Origin of the sequence: Allorhizobium sonneratiae (genome assembly GCF_023700755.1) — a bacterium.
Lineage (GTDB): Bacteria > Pseudomonadota > Alphaproteobacteria > Rhizobiales > Rhizobiaceae > Allorhizobium > Allorhizobium sonneratiae.
Genome location: NZ_JAMKOJ010000011.1, coordinates 158,191 through 181,115, shown reverse-complemented (window position 1 = coordinate 181,115; position 22,925 = coordinate 158,191). Strand labels below are relative to the sequence as shown.

At 57.0% G+C, this 22,925-nt stretch carries 25 protein-coding genes; 12 read left to right on the top strand and 13 right to left on the bottom strand.

Going from position 1 to position 22,925, the window contains the following annotated elements; all coding sequences use genetic code 11:
• Positions 1 to 45: 45 nt before the first annotated feature.
• Complete coding sequence (locus NAC44_RS18520) at positions 46 to 3,114, top strand: Rne/Rng family ribonuclease (protein ID WP_250943043.1); 3,069 nt, start codon at positions 46 to 48, stop codon at positions 3,112 to 3,114.
• 77 nt (positions 3,115 to 3,191) lie between these two features.
• Here the strand turns inward: NAC44_RS18520 and NAC44_RS18515 are convergent, their stop codons facing one another.
• Both NAC44_RS18515 and NAC44_RS18510 read right to left on the bottom strand, forming a co-directional pair.
• Positions 3,192 to 3,740, bottom strand: coding sequence for a GNAT family N-acetyltransferase (locus NAC44_RS18515; RefSeq protein WP_338022103.1), 549 nt, complete (start codon positions 3,738 to 3,740; stop codon positions 3,192 to 3,194).
• Between the two features lie 15 nt (positions 3,741 to 3,755).
• Positions 3,756 to 4,868 carry a pyridoxal phosphate-dependent aminotransferase gene (locus NAC44_RS18510; RefSeq protein WP_420839982.1) on the bottom strand — a complete coding sequence of 371 codons (1,113 nt, stop codon included), beginning with the start codon at positions 4,866 to 4,868 and terminating at the stop codon, positions 3,756 to 3,758.
• 596 nt (positions 4,869 to 5,464) lie between these two features.
• On the opposite strand from NAC44_RS18510, the gene NAC44_RS18505 reads away from it, so the two are divergent.
• The 7 genes from NAC44_RS18505 (at position 5,465) to NAC44_RS18475 (ending at position 11,165) form a co-directional block, all read left to right on the top strand.
• Positions 5,465 to 6,235, top strand: a complete 771-nt coding sequence (locus tag NAC44_RS18505; RefSeq protein ID WP_420839980.1) for a DsbA family protein — start codon at positions 5,465 to 5,467, stop codon at positions 6,233 to 6,235.
• 128 nt (positions 6,236 to 6,363) lie between these two features.
• Positions 6,364 to 6,801, top strand: a complete 438-nt coding sequence (gene aroQ / locus NAC44_RS18500) for a type II 3-dehydroquinate dehydratase (protein ID WP_250943040.1) — start codon at positions 6,364 to 6,366, stop codon at positions 6,799 to 6,801.
• 22 nt (positions 6,802 to 6,823) lie between these two features.
• Complete coding sequence (gene accB / locus NAC44_RS18495; RefSeq protein WP_250943039.1) at positions 6,824 to 7,306, top strand: acetyl-CoA carboxylase biotin carboxyl carrier protein; 483 nt, start codon at positions 6,824 to 6,826, stop codon at positions 7,304 to 7,306.
• A 4-nt stretch (positions 7,307 to 7,310) separates the two neighbouring features.
• Positions 7,311 to 8,660 (top strand): acetyl-CoA carboxylase biotin carboxylase subunit, encoded by a 1,350-nt coding sequence (gene accC, locus NAC44_RS18490; protein ID WP_250943038.1) that lies wholly within the window; start codon positions 7,311 to 7,313, stop codon positions 8,658 to 8,660.
• A 115-nt stretch (positions 8,661 to 8,775) separates the two neighbouring features.
• Positions 8,776 to 9,390 carry a leucyl/phenylalanyl-tRNA--protein transferase gene (aat, locus tag NAC44_RS18485; RefSeq protein ID WP_250943037.1) on the top strand — a complete coding sequence of 205 codons (615 nt, stop codon included), beginning with the start codon at positions 8,776 to 8,778 and terminating at the stop codon, positions 9,388 to 9,390.
• Positions 9,391 to 9,651: 261 nt separating this feature from the next.
• Positions 9,652 to 10,458 (top strand): glycosyltransferase family 25 protein, encoded by an 807-nt coding sequence (locus NAC44_RS18480; RefSeq protein ID WP_338022102.1) that lies wholly within the window; start codon positions 9,652 to 9,654, stop codon positions 10,456 to 10,458.
• The gene (locus NAC44_RS18475) at positions 10,458 to 11,165 is read left to right on the top strand and encodes a polysaccharide deacetylase family protein (protein ID WP_250943035.1); all 708 of its coding nucleotides are present in this window, start codon (positions 10,458 to 10,460) and stop codon (positions 11,163 to 11,165) included. Before NAC44_RS18480 ends, NAC44_RS18475 begins: the two co-directional genes overlap by 1 nt.
• 6 nt (positions 11,166 to 11,171) lie before the next feature.
• On the opposite strand, the gene NAC44_RS18470 is transcribed toward NAC44_RS18475, so the two are convergent.
• From NAC44_RS18470 to gatB, 5 genes are all read right to left on the bottom strand, one after another.
• Complete coding sequence (locus tag NAC44_RS18470; protein WP_250943034.1) at positions 11,172 to 11,699, bottom strand: DUF2155 domain-containing protein; 528 nt, start codon at positions 11,697 to 11,699, stop codon at positions 11,172 to 11,174.
• 295 nt (positions 11,700 to 11,994) lie between these two features.
• Positions 11,995 to 12,393: an NADH:ubiquinone oxidoreductase subunit NDUFA12 gene (locus NAC44_RS18465; protein ID WP_250943033.1), complete on the bottom strand. Its 399-nt coding sequence runs from the start codon at positions 12,391 to 12,393 to the stop codon at positions 11,995 to 11,997.
• 98 nt (positions 12,394 to 12,491) lie between these two features.
• Positions 12,492 to 12,965 (bottom strand): GNAT family N-acetyltransferase, encoded by a 474-nt coding sequence (locus NAC44_RS18460; RefSeq protein ID WP_250943032.1) that lies wholly within the window; start codon positions 12,963 to 12,965, stop codon positions 12,492 to 12,494.
• A gap of 1 nt (position 12,966) precedes the next feature.
• Positions 12,967 to 13,470: a GNAT family N-acetyltransferase gene (locus NAC44_RS18455; RefSeq protein ID WP_250943031.1), complete on the bottom strand. Its 504-nt coding sequence runs from the start codon at positions 13,468 to 13,470 to the stop codon at positions 12,967 to 12,969.
• 2 nt (positions 13,471 to 13,472) lie between these two features.
• Positions 13,473 to 14,978 (bottom strand): Asp-tRNA(Asn)/Glu-tRNA(Gln) amidotransferase subunit GatB, encoded by a 1,506-nt coding sequence (gatB, locus tag NAC44_RS18450; protein WP_250943030.1) that lies wholly within the window; start codon positions 14,976 to 14,978, stop codon positions 13,473 to 13,475.
• A 249-nt stretch (positions 14,979 to 15,227) separates the two neighbouring features.
• Between gatB and NAC44_RS18445 the strand changes: the two genes are divergently transcribed.
• The 3 genes from NAC44_RS18445 to NAC44_RS18435 are packed head-to-tail and all read left to right on the top strand — an operon-like array spanning position 15,228 to position 17,750.
• Entirely contained in the window at positions 15,228 to 15,974 is a 747-nt protein-coding gene (locus tag NAC44_RS18445) for a glycosyltransferase family 2 protein (RefSeq protein WP_250943029.1), read from the top strand.
• Positions 15,971 to 16,294: a lipid-A-disaccharide synthase N-terminal domain-containing protein gene (locus NAC44_RS18440; protein ID WP_250943028.1), complete on the top strand. Its 324-nt coding sequence runs from the start codon at positions 15,971 to 15,973 to the stop codon at positions 16,292 to 16,294. Before NAC44_RS18445 ends, NAC44_RS18440 begins: the two co-directional genes overlap by 4 nt.
• 10 nt (positions 16,295 to 16,304) lie before the next feature.
• Complete coding sequence (locus tag NAC44_RS18435) at positions 16,305 to 17,750, top strand: ArnT family glycosyltransferase (RefSeq protein WP_250943027.1); 1,446 nt, start codon at positions 16,305 to 16,307, stop codon at positions 17,748 to 17,750.
• Between the two features lie 322 nt (positions 17,751 to 18,072).
• On the opposite strand, the gene NAC44_RS18430 is transcribed toward NAC44_RS18435, so the two are convergent.
• From NAC44_RS18430 to NAC44_RS18410, 5 genes are all read right to left on the bottom strand, one after another.
• Positions 18,073 to 18,591 (bottom strand): GNAT family N-acetyltransferase, encoded by a 519-nt coding sequence (locus NAC44_RS18430; RefSeq protein WP_250943026.1) that lies wholly within the window; start codon positions 18,589 to 18,591, stop codon positions 18,073 to 18,075.
• 100 nt (positions 18,592 to 18,691) lie between these two features.
• Positions 18,692 to 19,225, bottom strand: coding sequence for a GNAT family N-acetyltransferase (locus tag NAC44_RS18425; protein ID WP_250943025.1), 534 nt, complete (start codon positions 19,223 to 19,225; stop codon positions 18,692 to 18,694).
• A complete protein-coding gene (gene gatA / locus NAC44_RS18420; RefSeq protein ID WP_250943024.1) occupies positions 19,176 to 20,657 on the bottom strand; it encodes an Asp-tRNA(Asn)/Glu-tRNA(Gln) amidotransferase subunit GatA in 1,482 nt (493 codons plus the stop codon). The genes NAC44_RS18425 and gatA overlap by 50 nt, the downstream gene beginning before the upstream one ends.
• Positions 20,658 to 20,728: 71 nt before the next feature.
• A complete protein-coding gene (gene gatC / locus NAC44_RS18415; RefSeq protein WP_250943023.1) occupies positions 20,729 to 21,016 on the bottom strand; it encodes an Asp-tRNA(Asn)/Glu-tRNA(Gln) amidotransferase subunit GatC in 288 nt (95 codons plus the stop codon).
• 121 nt (positions 21,017 to 21,137) lie between these two features.
• Positions 21,138 to 21,842, bottom strand: coding sequence for a metal-dependent hydrolase (locus NAC44_RS18410; protein WP_250943022.1), 705 nt, complete (start codon positions 21,840 to 21,842; stop codon positions 21,138 to 21,140).
• Between the two features lie 104 nt (positions 21,843 to 21,946).
• On the opposite strand from NAC44_RS18410, the gene ruvX reads away from it, so the two are divergent.
• Complete coding sequence (gene ruvX, locus NAC44_RS18405) at positions 21,947 to 22,435, top strand: Holliday junction resolvase RuvX (RefSeq protein WP_250943021.1); 489 nt, start codon at positions 21,947 to 21,949, stop codon at positions 22,433 to 22,435.
• Here the strand turns inward: ruvX and NAC44_RS18400 are convergent.
• Complete coding sequence (locus tag NAC44_RS18400) at positions 22,378 to 22,719, bottom strand: DUF6105 family protein (RefSeq protein ID WP_250943020.1); 342 nt, start codon at positions 22,717 to 22,719, stop codon at positions 22,378 to 22,380. The genes ruvX and NAC44_RS18400 overlap by 58 nt on opposite strands.
• Positions 22,720 to 22,925: the final 206 nt, after the last annotated feature.

Sequence of the window (22,925 nt, the reverse complement as noted above, 5' to 3'; positions counted from 1 at the left end):
CATCGGCTCGTTATGCTGCCTTGCGCGCCGAGGAGCAGAATATACATGGCAGACAAAATGCTTATCGATGCGTCTCACGAGGAAGAGACGCGGGTTGTTGTCGTTCGCGGTAACCGGATTGAAGAATTCGACTTCGAGTCCCAGCATAAGAAGCAGATCCGCGGCAATATCTATCTCGCCAAGGTCACGCGCGTTGAACCTTCGCTTCAGGCCGCTTTCGTTGATTATGGCGGCAATCGCCACGGCTTCCTGGCTTTCGCGGAAATCCATCCCGATTATTATCAGATACCGCTGGCCGACCGGCAGGCCCTGTTGCAGGCAGAAGCCGAAGAACACGGCGCTGAGGGTGATTTCGACACCCGGACCGACCTTGCCGGCAGCGATCAGCCGGTGATTGCTGATCCTGCAGAATTTGCCAATGAGGCCGAAGAGGTTGCCGGTCTTGCCGCGACGCTTGGCGTAAAATCGGAGGAAGCTTCAAACGCCGCCGCTGAAGCTGTCACGGAAGAGGCCAAGGATGGGGCCGCCCCGGAAGAGGCCGCTGTGGCCAAGACGGTCGATGCTGACAGCAAAACGGACGTGTCTGAGCCGGTCAAGCCAAAGCCGCGCCGTGCCCGCAAGCCGCGCAAGAAGGCCGGTGACAGTGCCGAGGCAGAGAGCGCTGTTCAGGCAACGGCAGATCAGGGGGCAGATCAGGAAGCCCAGACGCAAACAGCCGCAGACGCCACTCCGGATGATGACGACACCGGCAGGAATGGCAGTATGGCCGCCATGGTTGATACTGATAGCATCACCGAGGAGACCGGCAGAAACCGTCACGATGATGATGACGATGACGACGATGACGACGGCGAAAAGGAAGAGATCGAATCCGTCGGCGCTGAAGACGCCATGGAAGAGGTTCCGGACCGTCCGCGCCGCGCACCGCGCAAACAGTACCGCATTCAGGAAGTGATCAAGCGCCGCCAGATTCTTCTGGTTCAGGTCGCCAAGGAAGAGCGCGGCAACAAGGGTGCAGCGCTCACCACCTATCTTTCGCTGGCAGGCCGCTATTCCGTGCTGATGCCGAACACGGCGCGTGGCGGCGGCATTTCCCGCAAGATCACCAATCCCACCGACCGCAAGCGGCTGAAGGAAATCGCCCGCGAGCTGGACGTGCCGCAGGGCATGGGCGTGATTTTGCGCACAGCCGGCGCCAACCGCACCAAGGTCGAGATCAAGCGCGACTTTGAATATCTGATGCGGCTTTGGGAAAATGTCCGGACGCTGACGCTGAATTCCACCGCCCCCTGCCTCGTCTATGAGGAAGGTTCGCTGATCAAGCGTTCGATCCGCGACCTCTACAACAAGGACATCAACGAAATCATCGTTGCCGGTGAGGACGGCTATCGTGAAGCCAAGGACTTCATGAAAATGCTGATGCCGAGCCATGCCAAGGTGGTTCAGCCCTATCGCGACATTCACCCGATCTTCTCGCGCTCCGGCATCGAAGCCCAGCTCGACCGGATGCTGCAGCCGCAGGTAACGCTGAAATCGGGCGGCTATATCATTATCAACCAGACGGAAGCGCTGGTGGCGATCGACGTTAACTCCGGTCGCTCCACCCGCGAACATTCCATTGAGGATACGGCGCTTCAAACCAATCTCGAAGCGGCAGAAGAAGTGGCGCGCCAGCTTCGCCTGCGCGACCTGGCCGGTTTGATCGTCATCGACTTCATCGACATGGAAGAAAAGCGCAACAACCGCTCTGTCGAGAAGAAGCTGAAAGATTGCCTGAAGAACGACCGCGCCCGCATTCAGGTGGGACGCATCTCGCATTTCGGCCTTCTGGAGATGTCGCGCCAGCGCATTCGTGCCAGCGTGCTGGAATCGACCACGCAGACCTGCCCGCATTGCTCCGGCACCGGCCTCATCCGCTCGCAATCCTCTGTGGCGCTGCATGTCCTGCGCGGCATCGAGGAATTCCTGCTGAAGAGCACCACGCATGACATCACCGTGCGCACCCTGCCGGAAACGGCACTTTACCTGCTCAACCACAAGCGCAGCACCATTGTTGATTATGAGCAGCGTTTCGGTGTTGCCATCGTTATCGAAGCCGATGCCAGCGTTGGCCATCAGCATTTCGCCATTGAGCGTGGCGAGGCCGTTGCCAATCCGGTGAAGATCGAAAGCCTCTTGCCGCTCTTCCCCGAAGTTGAGGAAGACGATCCGGTTATCGAGATCGAAGAGGACGAAGAAGAAATCGTCGCAGAAGCCACTGCCCAGCCGCAAAACGGCACTGGTGCCGGTGATGACAATGGCAACCGCAAGCGCAAGCGCCGCCGTCGTCGCCGTGGCAAGAACGGCAATGGTCAGCAGGATGGCGCAACCAACGGCGCACAGAGCGAATTTGAAGGCGATGAGGATGAAGACGAGGCGGATGACGCCGAAGGCGATGCATCCGACGACACCGATACGCCGGCTAATGCCGAAGCTTCCGATGAAGACGGCAATGGTGCGAACCAGCGCCGCAAACGTCGCCGTCGCGGCAAGCGTGGCGGTCGCCGTGGCCGCGATGAAAACGGCAGCGACATGGCAGCAGATGCGGACAATGCTGGCGACAGCGATGCCTCTGACGACAATGAGGCTGCAGAAACGAGCACCGCTGAAGGTGAAAGCACCGTTGAAGCGGTTGAGAGCGTAACAACGGCTGCGGAGGATGAAACTGCTCCTGCCGAGACAGCAACACCCAGCCCCCGCCCGCGCCGAGCACGCCGCACACGCGCCTCGGCCGAGGCTGAGACGGTTGCAAACGATCAGCAGGACGCTCTTGAGGCCGCGGCCGAAACTGTTGCAGAGGCAGCAACACCTGCCCCTGCATCAGAGCCGGTTACGCCTGCCGTGGAGCCGGCAAGCGAAACTGCGAAAACGCCAGTCACTGAAACGGAAGCACCACAGCAACCGGAAGCCTCGACCGAGGCTGATGTTTCCGGCGAAGCAGAAAAACCGGTCCGCGCCAATCGTGAATCGACTGTCACCGTCTCCGAACCGGTCGTAACCTCGAATACGAGTTCCGGCGACGAGGCACCAAAGCCGAAAAAAGGCGGCTGGTGGCAAAAGCGCGGTTTCCTCTGAGAGAACCCGAGATGTGAAACAAAATCGCCCGCGTCAAGCGGGCGATTTTCCTTCCAGAAATGCGTAAAAATAAAGATTTAGATTGCTCTCATCCGTTCCATCATCAACGTGTCCTTATCATTCATGCGCGCCATACAGCAGACACGATAACCGTTTTTCTCCGCCACACGCATGGAGGCGGCATTGTCGGGATCAAACAGGCAGACCGTTCGAGGCTCAGAAAAATGCCGGTCGCCCCATTGCACGGCAGCGGCGACGGCTTCCGTCGCAATCCCCCGCCCATGAGCATGGGTGGCCAGAACCCAGCCAATTTCAGGCACACCTTCAATGGACGGCGTGATGTCGCGCTTATGCTCGGCAAAACCGATATGACCACAAAACCGGCCCGTCTCCCGCTCTTCGACACTCCAGTATCCGTAAGACAAAGCCTGCCAGTGTCCGATGTGGCGCAGCAGGCGCGACCAACTGTCCGATCGGCCCGAAGGCTTGCCGGTGATGAAACGAACCACGTTTTCATCCGCCCACATGGTGGCGATATCCTCAAAGTCCTCGATCCGAGGTTCGCGCAGCCGTAGCCGCGGCGTTTCAAGAACCGGCACAGGAACACCATCTGCCATGATCGTCATTTCACTCGCCCTCTTTTATCCAAGCCACGCCGCGATACGCTCCGTTGCCTCACGCATGTCTTCAAGCGTTCCAGCATAGGACAACCGCAAGGCGCGATGGCCGTCCAGCGGATCGAAATCGAGACCGGGCGTTGCGGCAATGCCGGTCTCCTTCAGCATGTTTTTTGCAAAAGCCATGCTATCATTGGTATAGCGGCTGACATCGACATAGGCGTAAAACGCCCCATCCATCGGCGACAAGAGCGGCAAGCCAAGCTCCGGCAGGCGTTTTTCCAGAAAATCGCGATTGGCGCGGCAGGCGGCACGATAAAGTTCCAGTTCCTCCCCCGCATCCAATGCTGCCATGGCAGCGATCTGCGACAATTCCGGCGCGGAGATATAAAGGCTCTGCGCCAGACATTCGGCAGGCCGTACCAGCCTCTCAGGCAAAACCATCCAGCCGATCCGCCAGCCGGTCATGCGGTAATATTTGGAAAAGGAATTGATGACGATGGCATTTGGAGCAAATTCAACGGCGCTTGCCTCCTCCGCCCCATAGCTTAAGCCGTGATAGATCTCATCGGAAATGAAGGCGACATTGTTTCCGTCGCACCAGGCGGCCAGTGTTTGAAGACGGGCACGGCTGGTGATGGTGCCGGTCGGGTTGGCGGGACTGGCCAGCAAGACGCCTTTCAGCTTCACCCTCGCAGCGCGTGCTTCTTTTTCCAGACTGTCAGGGGTCAATGTATACTCTGTCTCCGGGCCGACAGGCACTTCGACAACGACAAGCCCCAAAGCTTTGAGAATATTGCGATAGGCCGGATAACCGGGACGGGCAATCGCCACCGCATCACCGCTGTCGAACAGGGTTAGAAACGCCAGATTGAAGCCGGCAGACGATCCGGTCGTCACCAGAATGCGATCCGGTGACACCGCGGCACCGTGACGTTTCTCATAATAACGGCTCAGGGCACCGCGCAAATCCGCCCGACCCAGCGCATCGGTATAGCCGATCGGCCCGTTGCGCAGCGCAGTTTCCGCCGCCACAATCGCCGCCTTTGGTGCAGGCGCCGCTGGCTGGCCCACAGCGAGAGAAATCACCGACTGTCCTTCTGCCTTCAGGCGGTTGGCTTCAGCCAGAATATCCATGGCGTGAAAGGGTTCGACAGCACTTCTGTTGGCGGGAATCAGCAAGACAGACCTCATGCAGCACATAGATATCGGGCTATAGCATGATCCCCATAAGTGGGAACCGGTATTTTGATAAGATCATGCTCAAACATCTCATGAGCCGAAAAGCAGAAAGCGGGTTTTCAGTCGCCCCACAATTTGGCCGATTTTTCTGGGGATGCCTTGCCATCAGCCGGGATCGTCGTTGCAAATGGTGAAAAGCCGGAGGAAAAAGGCCAGCCGGACTAGGGTCAAAACTCACTCAGGATGGGTGTTCTGTTGAACGGGATGGGATTGTATGGCAGCGAACAAGCGCAAGACAAGGCCGGTTTGCCTTGTCGAGCATTGTTCGCAATCAGGCGGCCCATCACGTTCAACCCTTTGTGCAAGGCGTATTTTGTGCCTGCGGGCGTCGGAAAGGTTTGAAAATGGGGAGCATTTCCTGCACCTTTCCTTCTACTCAGACACAAAATACGCCTTGCAGAACAACCATCCTGAGTGAGTTTTGACCCTAGCGACCAAGACGGCTCGAAGACTTATTAAAGCGTATGATGCGCTGCGTCTCACAAAAGGACATCTTCTTCATGAGAAAATTTTGGGCAGGTATAGTGCTGGCCACGCTGGTTTCCGGCACAGCAGGTTTTGCAACACCCGCCGCGGCTCTGGACGACAAACAGAAACAGGAAATGGGTGATTTCATCCACGATTATCTGATCGCCCATCCGGAAGTTCTGCTGGAGGCGCAGGATGCGCTGCAGAAAAAACAGGCCGAGGCCGAGGCCGCCAGAAGTGCAGCGCAGGTGAGCGCCAATGAGCAGGACATCTTCCACTCCAAGGACGATGTCGTCCTTGGAAATCCCAATGGCAATGTGAGCATTGTTGAATTCTACGATTATAACTGTCCTTATTGCCGCCACGCCATCAGCGACATGAACGATTTGATTAAGCACGATAATAATTTGCGTTTCGTGCTCAAGGAACTGCCGATCCTGGGGCCGGATTCGGAAGCGGCCCATCGGGTTTCCTTTGCCGTGCGTGAGCTTGCTCCGGAAAAATATCCAGCCTTTCATGAGGCGCTTTTGGGGGGCACTGTCCGCGCCACTCAGGCTTCCGCCATGGCAATCGCGGAAAAGCTTGGCCTGAAAGAAGCCGACATTGCCAAGCAGATGGCCGCCCAGCCGAATGACGAGGCCGTGAAGAAGACCTATACTCTCGCCCAGTCGCTGGGCATCACCGGCACACCGGCCTATGTCATCGGAACCGAAGTCATATCCGGCGCCGTGGGCGAAGACACGCTGAAACAGAAGATCGCCAACATGCGCAATTGCGGCAAGTCAAGCTGCTGATTTTGCCGTCTTGCCCTGTAGAGACGAGATCTTCACCCTGTGCCAAAAAGGACAAGTGGCAAGCCAGGGCTTTCCCTCCGGTTCTCCCCGGTTTATAGGAAGCTGTCTGCAAGACGACGGATGGGTATATGAATAACACCTTTTTTGTGCTGAACGGCCCCAATCTCAATGCGCTCGGCAAACGTGAGCCAGGCATTTACGGGGGCAAGACCTTGGCGGATATCGAGGCGGACTGTCAGTCCTTTGCACAGTCTCAGGGCGTGACGATCGATTTTCGTCAGACCAATCACGAAGGCGTGCTGGTCGACTGGCTGCATGAAGCTGGCGAGACATCTCTGGGCGTGGCGCTGAATGCCGGAGCCTATACGCACACATCCGTGGCGCTGCATGACGCCATTCGCGCGATCTCCGTGCCCGTGGTCGAGCTGCATATTTCCAATGTCCATGCCCGTGAGGAATTTCGCCATCATTCAATGATCGCGCCCGCGGTCAAGGGCGTGATCTGCGGTTTCGGACCCCATTCCTATACATTGGCGCTACAGGCGCTTATCACCCTCACACGATAAGATAAAATTCAGGGATAAACCTATGGCTGACAAGAAACCAGGTATTGACCAGGCGCTCATCCGCGAACTGGCAAATATTCTCAACGAAACCGATCTCAGCGAAATCGAAGTGGAGCAGGAAGACCTGCGCATTCGTGTTTCGCGCTCGGCTCCGCAGATGGTCGCTATGCCCGCCATGCAGGGTTATGCTGCGCCAGCTCCAGTGGCAGCACCGGCAGTATCGGCAGCCGCTCCGGTAGCCGTTACCGCCGCACCGGCTGGCCGCGACCTGTCCAAGGCCGTCACCGCCCCCATGGTCGGCACAGCCTATCTGTCGCCTGCTCCGGGTGCGGCTCCCTTTATCGAAGTCGGCGCCACCGTCAAGGAAGGTCAGACGCTGCTGATCATCGAAGCGATGAAGACCATGAACCAGATCCCTTCGCCGCGCGCGGGCAAGGTGGTTGAGATCATCGTCAACGATGCCAGCCCCGTCGAATATGGCGAAGCCCTGATCATCATCGAGTGAGCCGATGAGCACCATCAAGAAAATTCTCATAGCCAATCGCGGCGAAATCGCCCTTCGCGTTCTGCGCGCCTGCAAGGAACTCGGCATCGCTTCCGTTGCCGTGCATTCGACCGCCGACGCTGACGCCATGCATGTGCGACTGGCCGATGAAAGCGTGTGTATCGGCCCCCCGCCCTCGCGTGACAGCTATCTCAACATTCACGAGATCGTCGCGGCCTGCGAGATCACCCATGCCGATGCCGTGCATCCCGGCTATGGCTTCCTGTCGGAAAATGCCAAATTTGCCGATATTCTCGACGCACACGGCATTACCTTCATCGGACCGACGGCGGACCATATTCGCCTGATGGGCGACAAGATCACCGCCAAGCAGACAGCCCAGGAGCTGGGCATTCCGGTCGTGCCCGGCTCCGATGGTGAGGTCAAGCCTGAAAACGCCATGGAAATCGCCCGTCAGATCGGCTTTCCGGTGCTGATCAAGGCAACCGCCGGCGGTGGTGGTCGCGGCATGAAGGTGGCGCGCACCGAAGACGACCTGATGGAAGCGCTGAACACGGCGCGCTCTGAAGCGGCAGCCGCCTTCGGCAATGACGCCGTTTATATGGAAAAATATCTCGAAAAGCCCCGGCATATCGAGATTCAGGTCTTCGGCGACGGCGAAGGCAACGCCATCCATCTTGGCGAACGTGACTGCTCACTGCAGCGCCGTCACCAGAAGGTCTGGGAAGAGGCCAATTCCCCGGCGCTGACGCTGGAACAGCGGATGAAGATCGGCCAGATCTGCGCCGACGCGATGAAGAAGCTGAAATATCGCGGCGCCGGCACCATCGAATTCCTCTATGAAAACGGCGAGTTCTATTTCATCGAAATGAACACCCGTCTTCAGGTGGAGCATCCCGTCACAGAAGCCATTACCGGCATCGATCTGGTTTACGAACAGATCCGGGTTGCCTCCGGCCAGGGCCTTTCGGTGACGCAGGATGAGGTGGTTTTCCGCGGTCACGCGATCGAATGCCGCATCAATGCTGAAGACCCGCGCAACTTCACACCTTCGCCTGGCACCATCACCCATTTCCATGCTCCGGGTGGCCTTGGCGTTCGCGTCGATTCCGGTGCTTATGCCGGCTATAAAATCCCGCCCTATTACGACAGCCTGATCGGCAAGCTGATCGTGCATGGTCGGGACCGCCGGGAATGCCTGATGCGGTTGCGCCGGGTGCTGGACGAATTCGTCATCGACGGTATCAAGACAACCCTGCCCCTGTTCCAGGATCTGGTGTCGAACACGGATATCGAAGCCGGTGAATACGACATTCACTGGCTGGAAAAATATCTGGCGGCAGACAGCCATTAAAGCACGACAAGCTGCCCGATTGACATCAAATCGGGCAGCCTGATTATTTGACTGTTTCGCTTGTCTTTCCGACAGAGACGCTTCATCCTCTTCGGAACAAATGCCAAGGGCGATAATGGGCAGAAAAGGCCGACACAATAATTCGATCACGCCGCACATGCTGCTGCGCGCCTATTCCATTGGCATGTTTCCCATGGCCGATTCAGCCGATGACCCGGAAATCTTCTGGGTCGAACCCGAAATTCGCGGCATCATTCCGCTCGACGGGTTCTACGTACCCAAAAGCCTTGCCAAGCGCATCAAGCAAAAGCCTTTCGATATTCGCCGCGATACATGTTTCGATCTGGTCATGCGCAAATGCGCCGAAGCCACGCCGGAACGGCCCAGCACCTGGATCAACGAGACGATCTTTTCGCTCTACTGTGCGCTGCATCGCATGGGAAATGCCCATAGTGTCGAAGCTTTCGAAGGCGATGAACTGGTCGGCGGCCTTTATGGCGTGTCGCTGGGCACTGCCTTTTTTGGCGAGAGCATGTTTTCACGGCGCAGCGACGCCTCTAAAATCTGTCTTGTGTATCTGGTCGAGCATATGCGCGCACAAGGCTTCACCCTGCTTGATACTCAGTTCACCACCGACCACCTTAAACAGTTTGGCGCCATCGATATTCGCCGCGAGGATTACCTGCATCTGCTTGCGCAAGCTTTGCAGCAGGATACGCTTACTTTCTGAAGAAAAGGCGCAAACACATTTGTGACCTCTATCGCTGACAAATACCCGTCAAAACAACATGTCTTAAAACATCATTTGCAACAGTGTTCAAAAATCCGAGAGAGCCTCTTACATTGAAGTGCTTTCCCCATTAAATTCTACAGGCGTCATCAGCGTTAAGTTGATGAAAACAAATATATCAAGGAAACATTCGCGAATCGCCTTAGAAACTGACCAGGAGGAGTCTGGATCTTAGTCTCAGGCTTTTGAAGCGCTTTATGAATGGGAATGGATTCGATCTGCATGAACGTCCAGGCGTTGATCATTCATCTGGAACGTGCCGAAAAACGGCGCGATCATGTCAACGCGCTCTTGGCATCGCTTCCCATGCCTGGGCAAATCATTGCGGCGGTGGACGGGCAAAGCCTGAGTGATACGGAGATACGTGCCTTTTACAAACGCCGACTCCATAGCCCTCTTTACCCTTTCTCTCTGACCCGCAATGAGATCGCCTGCATGTTGTCCCATCGTCGCGCGTGGCAGACGATTATTGATCTCAATTTGGATGCAGCGCTCATCATGGAAGATGATGCAGGCCCAACCTCGGATTTCTGTTCCAGCCTTTCCCTTGGCTTACTGCGGGTGCAGGAAGATGGCTTTATCCGGTTCCCCTTTCGTGATGGCCGCGAGGAGGGCCCCGTCATTGCCTGGGCAGGACAAACGCGCATGATCTCTCCGAATAGGCTTGGCCTGGGCATGGTGACCCAGCTTGTCAGCCATGAGGCCGCACGGAAATTGCTGGATGCGACATCCCGTTTCGATCGCCCCGTTGACGTTCTGATGCAAATGCCATGGATTACCGGCGTCAATCCGACCTCCATCGTTCCCGGTGCTATTCGTGAACTGTCCTACAGCCTTGGCGGGTCAACCATTGTCAGACGCCGCACGCTGGCGTCCAAGATCTATCATGAAATCATGAGACCAGCCTATCGGTTGCTGATCGCCATGCGCAGCCGCAATTATCGGCGCGAACGCAAAGCACCGATCGCCTCCGTCAACCTGTCCGAGCCTGCAAAGGCCGATAGCTGATGCAACGCTCCATTGCTATTCTCATGTATCATCAGATCGGGATGCCGCCGCCACGCGGCACTCCATCTCGCAGTCTCACAGTTTCGACCCGTGACTTCAGCGCCCAGATGCGCTTTTTCAAGCGGCTCGGCTATCAGGGCCTGTCGATGCGCGATCTCATGCCGTATCTTGACGGTCAAAAGCAAGGCAAGGTCTTCGGCATCACCTTTGATGATGGCTTTCGCAATGTCTATGACAATGCCCTGCCCGTTCTTGAAACCCTCGGATTCACCTCAACGAATTATATCGTCTCACGCCAGATCGGCGGCTCCAATCTCTGGGATGCCCATAAAGGCATTCCCTCAGCTCCCTGCATGAACCGGGACGAGCTTCTGGACTGGCAGGCACGCGGCCAGGAAATCGGCGCTCACACCTGCAATCACCCCCGCTTGACCGAACTTTCCGAAGACGCGGCAAGACTTGAGATTGCCGGATGCAGGCAGGAGATTGAAAGCGTCTGTGGCCAGCCTGTCGATGCCTTCTGCTACCCGCATGGCGGCGTCAATGCCACGATCCGCAAACTCGTAGAAGAGGCCGGCTATACCAATGCCACAACCACACACAAGGCCAATGCGAGCGCAAAGGATGACAGACTGCTCATCCCACGCCTGACGGTGCGGCGCGGCGACAGCGGCTTGAAGGTTTTTTTGAAATACCTGCTCAACTGAGCCGGTTCAATCCTTGACCGGCTTCGGCACATCGGACTTTTGCTTGCAGTCCTTCAACCACACGTCATAAATCGGGTGTTCGACAGCATTGAGTGCCGGGCTATCGGCAAACATCCAGCCTGAGAAAATCTGCCTTATGCGGCGGTCGAGGGTAATTTCATCCACCTGAACAAAACCATCGACATGCTGGGCCTCGCTGTCATCACTGGAATAGCAAACGCGCGGCGTCACCTGCAACGAACCGAACTGCACGGTTTCATTGATGTAGGCATCGAATTCGGTAATCTTTCCGGTGATCTTGTCGAGACCGGAAAACACGGCAACCGGGTTGGAAATCCGCGTCGGAGCGGGACGCGCCGGCGTTGTCTGCACGGATGGCGTTGACTGTGCCGGTGGTGTCGATTGCACGGGCGGAGCCAGCGGTGCTGATTGAACGGGCGGAACGAGCGTCTGCGCCATAGCGCCAGGGACAAACAGCACCGTTGCCATCAGCACGACCATGCCTCTTTTTGCAACCGCTCCTGAAACGCTCATTCCGGCACTCAATCCTGTTTCGATAAAATTTTCACTGGCCCTGAATGAGGCCAGACCTGTTTTGTGCCTCACAGCGCCAGGCGTTTTATAAAACACAAAAAGCACGCTGTAACGCACTAAATCCGCTGCATAATTCTTCTAATCGATTCTGATTGAAGCCCCTATGCCGCAGGACCTGTTCATTAAAAAAGCCGGAGATCCACGATGGCCCGGCTTTCAATTCTATCCTATTTCACCATAGGCGGCGAAAAGCCATGAGCTATCTTGCAAGACATCATGGCCAAAAGCAGACAGCTCAGGCGCCCGGTGTCCAGGCGTCGTAATCGCCGGTGACGCGCGGACGCTCGCCCTTGGCTGCAATCGAACCCTGCGGGCGATAGGCTTCCGCCGTTCCCGTCAGGTTGGCGTGATGCGGCTTCTGCCAAACGCGGGGCTGATAGTTTTCCTTGCTCGGCGGCACATCGGTACGATAATGCATCCAGCCGTGCCAGCCGGGCGGAATGGCGGAAGCTTCGGCATAGCCCTTATACACGACCCATCGCCGCGGCAGGCCAAAACTTGTCATGGTGCCTTCGTAATAGACATTACCCAACTCGTCTTCACCGACGCGCTTGCCATGTCGCCAGGTGAAAAACCGTGTGCCAATCGTTTGGCCGTTCCACCAGGTGAAGATCTGCACCAGAAGCTGCTTCATATCAAATCCTCGGCTCCGCCTCACGCAATCGGCGGCTTTCTTTCATCATGTCGCTTATGACGCCTTCCCCCCCGCTTGTCCAGAGGAGGAAGGCCCTCTCAAGGGGATTTCAGCTTGTACTTGAAGCCGAAATGACTTTTGACAAAGCCCAACCGCTCATAAAACCGATGGGCATCGAGCCTGACGGCATTCGAAGTCAATTGCACCTGCCGCATACCCTCGGCCTTGGCCTTGTCCAGACAGAAACGGATCATCGCCGCCCCAATCCCCTGTCCTCGGCAATCGGCCCTTGTCTGCACCGCTTCGATGATCATCGATGAGCCGCCACGGCCTGTCATCGTCGTGGTGATCATCGTCTCGAAGGTGCCGACCACAGCACCAGCCTGTTCCGCAACGTAAAGCGTCTGACAGGACGACTCGACAATCCTTTGGAAGGCATTGAGATAGCTGGGTAAAATGTCAAGATCGGTGGTGTCGCCGTGACCGCCGATCTCATCTGCCGCAAAGAGCGCGACGATGGCCGGGACGTCCCGCTCTTCCGCTTCGCGAATGATCAGCCCTGCCTGCTGCATCTCACATCCCCGCCAACGGCTTTTCCATGACGATCACTGGAATGCTATTGTCCTCGCCGCCGCAATGGCCGATTCGATCCACTTCGACAAAGCCATGCGCCCTATAAAAAGCAATGGCGGCCGCATTTTTCGGATCGACCTCCAGCCGCATCACCTCCGCATCGGGAAAGCAGGTTTCAAGCTCGGCAAACAGGTCGCGGCCAATGCCCTGCCGTTGCAGGGAGGGGTGAACGTAAAGCTGATGCAGCATGGCGGTTTTCGCCATTTTCGGCGTCATCGCGGCGAAAGCCATGCCGCCGATCCGGCGACCGTCATCGGCCACCAGAAATTCACCATTCGGACGACCAAGCCGCTCTTTCAACGCAGGAAGAGAATGCCATTGACCTATCAGTTCTTCGACTTTCGCCACGCCATAGATCGGATCATAGGTGGCATGCCATGTCTCGCGCAGCAGCACCTGCACCTTCTGCAGATCACCTTCCGTGGCGGTACGAATGAAAAACACGCTTATTCTTCCTCGATACCGAGCTTGGCCTTGACCAGCTCCTGTACGGCCTGCGGATTGGCCTTGCCGCCGGTGGCCTTCATCACCTGACCGACGAACCAGCCAGCCAGTGTCGGCTTGGCCTTGACCTTGGCCACCTGATTGGGGTTGGCTGCAATGATGTCGTCCACAGCCTTTTCGATGGCGCCGGTATCCGTCACCTGCTTCATGCCGCGCTCTTCGACGAGCTTGGCCGGATCGCCACCCTCGGTCCAGACGATCTCGAACAGGTCCTTGGCGATCTTGCCGGAAATCGTGCCATCCTTGATCAGATCGATAATGCCGCCAAGCTGCGCTGGCGAGACCGGTGTTTCCTCAATGCTCTTGCCAGCCTTGTTCAGCGCGCCAAGCAGATCGTTGATCACCCAGTTGGCCGCAGCCTTGCCGTCACGACCGGCGGCAACCGCCTCGAAATAATCGGCAATCGCCTTTTCCGACACCAGAACCGATGCGTCATAGACCGAAAGACCCATCTCGGCGACGAAACGCGCCTTCTTGTCATCCGGCAGTTCCGGCAAATCCTTTTTCAGTGCCTGCACGAAGGCATCGTCGAATTCGAGCGGCAGAAGATCGGGATCGGGGAAATAGCGATAGTCATGCGCATCCTCCTTGGAGCGCATGGAGCGGGTTTCGCCCTTGCCCGGGTCGAACAGCCGGGTTTCCTGATCGATCACGCCGCCGTCTTCCAGAATGGCAATCTGCCGACGCGCTTCAAACTCGATCGCCTGACCGATGAAGCGGATGGAGTTGACATTCTTGATCTCGCAACGCGTACCGAAAGCCTCGCCCGGACGGCGCACGGAGACGTTGACATCGGCGCGCATCGAGCCTTCATCCATATTGCCGTCGCAGGTGCCAAGATAGCGGACGATGGAGCGCAGCTTGGTCATATAGGCCTTGGCTTCATCGGACGAACGCATATCCGGCTTGGAAACGATTTCCATCAGCGCCACGCCAGAGCGGTTGAGATCGACATAGGACATGGTCGGGTGCTGGTCATGCATCGATTTGCCCGCATCCTGCTCAAGATGCAGCCGCTCGATGCCGATTTCGATATCCTCGAAATTGCCCTGACGATCCGGCCCGAGCGATATGATGATCTTGCCCTCGCCGACGATCGGGTCCTTGAACTGGGAAATCTGGTAGCCCTGCGGCAGGTCGGGATAGAAATAGTTCTTGCGGTCGAAAATCGAGCGGTTGTTGATCTTCGCCTTCAGGCCAAGGCCGGTGCGCACCGCCTGCTTGACACATTCCTCGTTGATCACAGGCAACATGCCCGGCATGGCGGCATCCACCAGCGACACGTTGGAATTCGGCGCATTGCCAAACACGGTGGACGCGCCGGAAAACAGCTTGGACTGGCTCAGCACCTGGGCATGAACTTCCATGCCGATGATGACTTCCCAGTCGCCGGTGGCGCCGGGGATCAGGCGTTTCGGGTCGGGCGTGCGTGTATCGACAAGGGTCATGACAGGCTCTTCTTGCAACAAAACATTGGCTTTCCGGTTAGAGCAAATGGCCCTCCGGCGCAAGACGGACAAGACCGTTGACCACTGGCGATGACGCAGCTTTAACGTGCATACAGCCTCTTGCGGCACAAAAAAGTGGTTATGCCGCAAAGTTTTCCCGGCAAAGCAGGGGTCTTTCGCCGCAGACAGCGTGACGGGGGCGAAAAAAAAGGCTAATGGGGCGCAACTTGCAAGTCTCTGGAAACCGCAATGACCACACATACCGTGCCGCGCTTTAGCGTCGTCGTGCCGATGAAGAACGAGGCCGACAATATTGACCTGATGATTTCGGAAATCGAAGCCGCCTGTGAGGGCGACATCTTCGAGGCGATTTTCATCGACGACGGCTCGACCGACACGACGCTGGAGCGGCTGAAACAGGCCGCCGCTGTCAAGCCGTGGCTGCGCATTCTGCATCATCCCTCCTCCGGCGGCCAGTCGGCGGCGGTGCATTCCGGCGTGCAGGCCGCACGCGGCGCCGTCATCTGCACCATGGATGGCGACGGGCAAAACCCGCCGGCCGAGATTCCGCGGCTTGTCGCGCCGCTGCTTGCGGCCAATGCCCCTGCCACGCTTGCTCTTGTGGCAGGCCAGCGGGCCAAGCGGCAGGATACGTGGTCGAAGAAAATCGCCTCCAAACTCGCCAATGCCATCCGCCAGAGCCTGCTCAATGACAAGACGCGCGATACCGGCTGCGGGCTGAAAGCCTTCCGCCGCGACGTGTTTCTGGAACTGCCCTTCTTCAATCACATGCATCGCTATCTTCCTGCCCTGTTTTCCGCCTATGGCTGGCAGGTCGCCCATGTCGATGTCAGCCACCGCCATCGCCATGCCGGCTCATCCAATTACAACAATCTTCAGCGGGCGCTGGTCGGCATATATGACCTGATCGGCGTTATCTGGCTGATCAAACGCCGCAAGCGCGTGCGCCCGCAAGCCATCGGACAAGCGAAATGAACGAGCTTCTCGCCTATTTCAAAATCAACAACACCGCCGACCTGATCTGGGTCGTGCTCGGTCTTGTCGCCCAGCTGATCTTTTCCTTGCGCTTCATCATCCAGTGGCTGGTGTCGGAAAAGGAAAAGCGCTCAGTCATCCCCACCGCCTTCTGGTGGATTTCCATTGTCGGCAGCATCATGCTTCTGGCCTATGGCATCCATCGCCACGACCCGATCATCATCCTCGGACAGGCGCTTGGTATTGTCGTCTATGGCCGCAATCTCATGCTGCTCTATCAGGGGCAAAAAGCCGAGATTCCGACCGAAGTGAAATCCTGAGGCGGACCCCATGCGACTGACGCCACGGCTTGCCATTGCGCTCATTCTGGCGCTGACCCTCTACCGGATCGTGCTGCTGACCTATGGGGGCACTGATCTTTTCGTCGATGAGGCGCAATACTGGCTGTGGTCGCAGCATCTGGATTTCGGCTATTATTCCAAGCCGCCGATGATTGCCTGGGTCATCCATCTGACAACCCTGATCGGCGCATCTGAGAGTATTTTCTGGGTGCGCGTCGCAAGCCCGCTGTTTCACATGGCAACGGCGTTGATCCTTATTCCCGCCGCCAACCGGCTGACCAACTCGGAAAAATACGGCCCATGGGTGGGGCTGAGCTTTGCCACCTTGCCCGGCGTTGCACTGTCTTCCGTCTTCATGTCGACGGACACCATTCTCTTCCCGTTTCTGGCGCTGGCATTGTTATGCTACGCCCATCTGATCGAGCGCAAATCAGCAGGCTTTGCCCTGCTGATGGGCATCGCCATCGGGCTTGGCACGCTGTCGAAATATGCCATGCTCTATTTTGCCGGGATCACCATCCTGTCGGCGATTTTTCTGCCGAAAACCCGGATTGCGCTGCGAGACACCGTTCTGGCCGCCTTCAGTGCCATTCTCGTCATCCTGCCGAATATCTGGTGGAACGCCACCCATGGCGACGCGACGCTGAAACACACGTCAGAAAATGCCGACTGGCACGGGCTGAATTTCCATATCGGCAAGGCCGGTGAATTTCTCGCCAGCCAGTTTGGCGTCATCGGCCCGGTTCTTTTTGCCGCCCTTCTCATCGTTTTCTACCGTCTGGTTCGCGGCAGAACCGACACCACGGAAAAACATCTTTTCCTTCTTTCCTGGCCGATCATTCTCGTGATCGTCTTTCAGGCGCTGATGTCGCGTGCCTATGCCAACTGGGCCGCGACGGCCTATGCGGCAGGAACGATCCTGGCGGTCTATTTTCTGGCGCGCAACGCCCCAAAGGCGCTTCTGGTTTCGCTGGTCATCAACGGCATTGCCTCCCTCGCCTTTCCGGTCATGGCGGTCTATGCCGACAAGGTGACCCTGCCGAATGGCACCGCCATTCTGCACCGCTATCTCGGACGATCGGAGATGAGCCGCACCATTGCCGATATCGCCGCAAGAAGCGGTACTCATATCATCGTTGCGGATGACCGCGATATTCTGGCGGATCTCTTCTATACGCTGCGCAACGGCCCCTTCACCCTGCGTGCGGCAACCAATGGCGGCTTTCCGAAAAACTATTATGAGCAGGAATATCCGTTAACGGCGGTCACCGATATCGAGCCGGTTCTCTATATCACCGAGCGTCAGACGCTCACTTGCAATGGCGCCGTGGTCGATCCTGTCTCCCGGCTGCATCCGCAAAGCGGCAATTATCGCAAGCAGACCTTCAACGCCTATGTGATCCCGGCAAGCTGCCTGACCTCACGACTCACCTAAAGCATTTTTCAGGAAAAGTGTAAAACGGTTTTCCGTGCGGAAATGCGCAAAAAAAACAATGGGTTAGAGAATTCTCAGGAAAAGTGCGTAGCGGTTTTCCGTCCGGACATGCTTTACAGCGCCGTGCGCCATATGNTGCGCAAAAAAAACAATGGGTTAGAGAATTCTCAGGAAAAGTGCGTAGCGGTTTTCCGTCCGGACATGCTTTACAGCGCCGTGCGCCATATGTGGCGCACAAAGGTCGCTGTAGCACTTTAAATTTGCTGCATAATTCCTTAAATCGATTCCGATTTAAGGAATTATGCAGTAAGAGAGCATATCATCACTCAAACGCACCGCCCCGCCCATAGGTCAGTGCGGTGTCTTCGACCAGACGCTTGCTCATGCCGACCGTTTCGATATCGCGGTCGAATTTCGGGTTATAGACCACCGACAACCAGTGAACCCGATAACCATGATGCTCGAAAAAGCCGATGGCCTGCCGGTTGCGGGCATGGGTCTCAAGCTGGGCCATCTCATAGCCCTGTCCGATGATATCCTTTTCAATCGCCGCCAGCAGAGCCCTGCTATAGCCCCTGCCCTGATAGTCCGGATCGATCCAGAAATCGGAAATCCTGTCATCCAGATTTTCCCGCGCCGCCCAACCGACCGGCTGACCAAGATGTTCGATCACTGTAATCGACAGCGCGCTCGATTGGGTGAAGTTGCGGAAAGCGCGCCGGGCATTGTCGGCCATGGAGATAGTTTCTCCCACCGGTATCATCGCCTTTTCCCAGGCGCGAAAGCCGATATCGGCCAGCCTTTGCGCATCTTCAGCATGGGCAGTGCGAATCGTCGCCATGAAGCTCCCCGCAGTCAAAACCCTCAGACGCTCAATAGAACACCAGCTTTGCGTTTTCGCCAGAGGCTGAAAACGTTTATAAACGGTAAAATTACGCTCTTCATAAGAGAAACCGGCGCAGGCGGACCTTGGCGATATCCAGCTCTATGGCCGCGTCCCGCTCCATGCCGCGCCAGACGGTTTCAAAGCCGCAGTGCCGGTAAAGCGCCTGAGCGGCAAAATTGTTCTGGTGGGTGGAGATCAGCGCCTGGCGCAGCCCTTCGCCGCGCATTCTGTCGCAAAACGACGTCACGAGCGCCCGGCCAATGCCGCGGCGCTGAAAGTCCGGTAAAACCCAGATATCGGAAATCAGCTCAGGGCTGGTTTTCCTCGCCCCCCAGCCTGCCATCACACCATCAACCTCGGCGATCACGACATCGCGTGCCTGGCAAAAGGGAAAGGACAAAAAAGCATCACGGACTCTTTGCGCCACAGCCGGATCGGCCATGCTGCGATCAAGCGGTCCGGTGGAGCGCCAGCTTTCCCAGCCGACAAGACCGATCCGCTCAAGATCGGCCTGCCGCATCTCTCTTAAAATGAAGGGTTCACCACCACTTGGGCGCGGTGAATTTTCCGGCAGCTTGCTCGATGACATGGGCAGTCTTGAACAGGGTTTCTTCTTCAAACGGCTTGCCGATCAATTGCAGACCAAGCGGCAGACCCTTATTGTCCATGCCTGCGGGCACGGCAATGCCCGGCAGACCGGCCATGTTGAGCGTGATGGTGAAAATGTCGTTCATATACATTTTCACCGGATCGGCGGCCATCTCCTTATCACCGATGGCAAAGGCGGAAGACGGGGTGATCGGCGTCAGGATCGCATCGACACCAGCGGCGAAAACCTCTTCAAAATCGCGCTTGATCAGCGTGCGCACCTTCTGCGCCTTCAGGTAATAGGCATCGTAATAGCCAGCCGACAGGACATAGGTGCCGACGAGAATACGTCGCTGCACTTCCTTGCCGAAGCCGCTCGCGCGGGTCTTCTCATACATGTCGGCAATGTCCTTGCCATCGACCCGCAGGCCGTAACGTACGCCGTCATAACGGGCAAGGTTGGAGGAGGCTTCCGCCGGCGCGACGATATAATAGGCCGGCAGCGCATATTTGGTATGCGGCAGCGAAATATCGACGATCTCGGCACCCGCATCCTTCAGCCACTGCATGCCCTGACGCCACAGCGCCTCAATCTCTTCCGGCATGCCGTCGATGCGATATTCCTTCGGAATGCCGATCTTCATGCCCTTGACCGACTGGCCGATGGCATCCTCATAATTCGGCGCCAGCAGATCGACAGAGGTCGTATCCTTCTCATCGATGGAGGCCATCGACTTCAACAGAATGGCGGCATCGCGCACATCGCGGGCAATCGGCCCGGCCTGATCGAGTGAGGAAGCATAAGCGACAATACCGAAGCGCGAGCAGCGGCCATAGGTGGGCTTGATGCCGACCGTGCCCGTAAAGGCTGCGGGCTGGCGGATCGAGCCGCCGGTGTCGGTTGCTGTGGCACCGGCGCAGAGATGGGCGGCAACAGCGGCGGCCGAACCGCCAGAAGAGCCACCCGGCACCAGCTTTTCATCCGAACCCTTGGCCCGCCACGGATTGACCACCGGGCCATAGGCGGAATTTTCATTGGACGAACCCATGGCGAATTCATCCATGTTCAGCTTGCCGAGCATGACTGCACCGTCGTTCCAGAGGTTCTGGGTGACGGTCGATTCGTATTTCGGCTTGAACCCTTCGAGAATATGGGAAGCTGCCTGGGTATGAACGTCGCGGGTGGCAAAGAGATCCTTCACCCCGAGCGGAATACCTTCCAGCGGCCCGCCTTTGCCGGTAGCAAGCCGCTCATCCGAAGCCTTGGCCATAGAGCGGGCAATCTCGGGCGTCACGGCAACATAAGTGTTCAGTGCGCCATTGGCCGCTTCGATTGCCTTAAGATAGGCCTCCGTCAGTTCGCTCGCCGTGATCTCGCGGGTCACAAGCTTTTCACGGGCTTCGGCAATGGTCAGGCTGGTCAGTTCGCTCATGGGTCTGTTCGCTTTAAACTATGCGCGGTGGCCCGCGTCAACAATTCGGGCAGGATGGAAAGCCGAAGGGCTTATTCGACAACCTTGGGAACGAGGAAGAAATTGCGGTCGGTCTGCGGCGCATTGGCAACGATATCGTCCGCCTTGTTGCCGTCGGTCACGGCATCCTGGCGCTTGCGCATGGCCATCGGCATAACAGAGGTCATCGGTTCGATACCGGTGACATCCACCTCGGCCAATTGCTCGACAAACCCGAGAATCCCGTTCAGCTCGGCCATCGTGCGCTCCGCTTCTTCCTCGGGAAGAGCGATGCGGGCAAGTTTGGCGACACGCTTGACGGTGGCAAGATCGACAGACATCGGCATTCTCCATATCAGTGATCAGACCGCTATAAAGGCCGAAACGGAGACGTGCAACACCAACTGCAAGAGAAGAGAGAGCCTTCCCCGTTTTCAGACAACGGGGAAGGAAAGGCGGCGGTCAAACCTTGATGGTTTCGCCCACTTTCGGGGTTTTTACCACGGTCTTTGTGCCTTCCATGCCCTTGACGAATTTTTCCGGCGTCTGGTCAAGCAGACCGAACGTGCCGTAATGGCAGGGAATGACCGTCTTGAAGTTGAAGTAACGCTGGCAGGCCAATGCCGCCACAGCGCCGCCCATGGTGAAACGGTCGCCGATCGGCACGATACCAATCTCCGGCTGATGCAATTCGTTGATCAGAGCCATATCAGAGAAGATATCGGTATCGCCCATATGCAGCAGCGAAGCCTCATCATCGAAATGCAGCATCAACCCGTTCGGATTACCGAGCGCATGCGAAACGCCATCCTCGGTGATCTGGGCCGAGGAATGCAGCGCATTGGTGAAGGTGACAGTAAAGCCGTCGAAATGAACAGTACCGCCGGTATTGCCCATTTCGATCTTTTCCACGCCTTTGGAACCGAGCCAGGCGGCAAGATCAGCATTGGCCAGCACAGTTGCGCCCGTTTCCTTGGCAATCGATACCGTATCGCCAACGTGATCGCCATGACCGTGAGTGAGCAGGATATGGGTCACGCCCTTGGCTGCCTCTTTCACATCCTGACCGGCAAAGCTCGGGCTGTGGGAGAAAAAGGGATCAATCAGAATTGTGGACTTTGCTGTTTCCAGACGGAAAGCGGCGTGTCCAAACCAGGTGAGTTTCATGAAATCATCCTCTGCGGGGTTAAAAACGGAATCCCAAATGAAACCTATGGCACAATCCGGCAAATTAAAGCATTGAACACTGAATTCACAACAGGATGACAATCATGGCAACACTGACCATCGAGGAACTGGCCGAAGCGCTGCAACCGGGACAGGCGATTGCCGGCCTCGATCTTGGCACGAAGACCATCGGCCTTGCCATGTCTGATCTCGGTCGTCGCTTTGCCACACCCCGGCCTGTGATCAAGCGGGTGAAATTTACCAAAGATGCCGAAGTCCTGCTGGCTTTTGCAGAAAAAGAAAAGATTGCCGCCTTCATTATCGGCCTGCCGATGAATATGGACGGCTCCGCCGGGCCGCGCGTGCAAGCCACCCGCGCCTTTGTCCGCTCCATGGCCGAGAAAACCGACATTCCCTTTGTCTTCTGGGATGAACGCCTTTCCACCGTGGCCGCGGAACGGGCGCTTCTCGAAATGGATGTTTCACGGGCCAAACGGGCCGAACGAATCGATTCGGCAGCGGCCAGTTTCATTCTTCAGGGCGCGCTGGACAGGCTCTCCTCACTTGCTGCGATGTCACGCTTCGACGATTGAGCGCTCTTGAGCTGCCGGAGGCGCCACCATTGCCGGATTTTCGCCCGCCTGCGAAAAGCCAACAGGGAAAATAGAAGGACACTGTCCACACACATCGCCCGCATGACCAGAGGCGGGATATCCGCAGGCGGAATGCCCAGCACCTTTCCATAAATCTGGAAGACAAGATCATGCGTCCGGCGTGTCAGCATGAAAAAGCCGAAACTGATGTCATTCAAAGACAAATAATACCAGCCTCCCAGAAACAGGATCGGCCCGGCCCAGAAAATCAAAAGATATTTCATGCCAGACCTCCCTTGAGAAAGCTGCAAGACCATCCGCGAGAAAGAACGCAATCAAGGCCTGCCGTCATGCATAACAACAGCCGCGACGAAAAACCCGCCCTTACCATCGCAGCCAACCCCGCCTTTTGAAAAAAGAGCCATACCGCTCCTATACGGTCAGCCATCAAACCGTCCCCTGTACATTTCTTAACCGACAGGGTTAACAG

Excerpts from the sequence above, each read along its gene's own strand:
- ruvX (WP_250943021.1), top strand. The coding sequence starts at position 21,947 with ATGGCAACACTGACCATCGAGGAACTGGCCGAAGCGCTGCAACCGGGA.
- accB (WP_250943039.1), top strand. The coding sequence starts at position 6,824 with ATGGCTGACAAGAAACCAGGTATTGACCAGGCGCTCATCCGCGAACTG.
- NAC44_RS18480 (WP_338022102.1), top strand. The coding sequence starts at position 9,652 with ATGGGAATGGATTCGATCTGCATGAACGTCCAGGCGTTGATCATTCAT.
- gatB (WP_250943030.1), bottom strand. The coding sequence starts at position 14,978 with ATGACCCTTGTCGATACACGCACGCCCGACCCGAAACGCCTGATCCCC.
- NAC44_RS18400 (WP_250943020.1), bottom strand. The coding sequence starts at position 22,719 with ATGAAATATCTTTTGATTTTCTGGGCCGGGCCGATCCTGTTTCTGGGA.
- NAC44_RS18475 (WP_250943035.1), top strand. The coding sequence starts at position 10,458 with ATGCAACGCTCCATTGCTATTCTCATGTATCATCAGATCGGGATGCCG.
- accC (WP_250943038.1), top strand. The coding sequence starts at position 7,311 with ATGAGCACCATCAAGAAAATTCTCATAGCCAATCGCGGCGAAATCGCC.
- NAC44_RS18440 (WP_250943028.1), top strand. The coding sequence starts at position 15,971 with ATGAACGAGCTTCTCGCCTATTTCAAAATCAACAACACCGCCGACCTG.
- NAC44_RS18435 (WP_250943027.1), top strand. The coding sequence starts at position 16,305 with ATGCGACTGACGCCACGGCTTGCCATTGCGCTCATTCTGGCGCTGACC.
- aat (WP_250943037.1), top strand. The coding sequence starts at position 8,776 with ATGGGCAGAAAAGGCCGACACAATAATTCGATCACGCCGCACATGCTG.
- NAC44_RS18470 (WP_250943034.1), bottom strand. The coding sequence starts at position 11,699 with ATGAGCGTTTCAGGAGCGGTTGCAAAAAGAGGCATGGTCGTGCTGATG.
- NAC44_RS18410 (WP_250943022.1), bottom strand. The coding sequence starts at position 21,842 with ATGAAACTCACCTGGTTTGGACACGCCGCTTTCCGTCTGGAAACAGCA.
- NAC44_RS18460 (WP_250943032.1), bottom strand. The coding sequence starts at position 12,965 with ATGCAGCAGGCAGGGCTGATCATTCGCGAAGCGGAAGAGCGGGACGTC.
- NAC44_RS18520 (WP_250943043.1), top strand. The coding sequence starts at position 46 with ATGGCAGACAAAATGCTTATCGATGCGTCTCACGAGGAAGAGACGCGG.
- aroQ (WP_250943040.1), top strand. The coding sequence starts at position 6,364 with ATGAATAACACCTTTTTTGTGCTGAACGGCCCCAATCTCAATGCGCTC.
- NAC44_RS18510 (WP_420839982.1), bottom strand. The coding sequence starts at position 4,868 with ATGGATATTCTGGCTGAAGCCAACCGCCTGAAGGCAGAAGGACAGTCG.
- NAC44_RS18430 (WP_250943026.1), bottom strand. The coding sequence starts at position 18,591 with ATGGCGACGATTCGCACTGCCCATGCTGAAGATGCGCAAAGGCTGGCC.
- gatA (WP_250943024.1), bottom strand. The coding sequence starts at position 20,657 with ATGAGCGAACTGACCAGCCTGACCATTGCCGAAGCCCGTGAAAAGCTT.
- NAC44_RS18515 (WP_338022103.1), bottom strand. The coding sequence starts at position 3,740 with ATGACGATCATGGCAGATGGTGTTCCTGTGCCGGTTCTTGAAACGCCG.
- gatC (WP_250943023.1), bottom strand. The coding sequence starts at position 21,016 with ATGTCTGTCGATCTTGCCACCGTCAAGCGTGTCGCCAAACTTGCCCGC.
- NAC44_RS18445 (WP_250943029.1), top strand. The coding sequence starts at position 15,228 with ATGACCACACATACCGTGCCGCGCTTTAGCGTCGTCGTGCCGATGAAG.
- NAC44_RS18465 (WP_250943033.1), bottom strand. The coding sequence starts at position 12,393 with ATGAAGCAGCTTCTGGTGCAGATCTTCACCTGGTGGAACGGCCAAACG.
- NAC44_RS18425 (WP_250943025.1), bottom strand. The coding sequence starts at position 19,225 with ATGTCATCGAGCAAGCTGCCGGAAAATTCACCGCGCCCAAGTGGTGGT.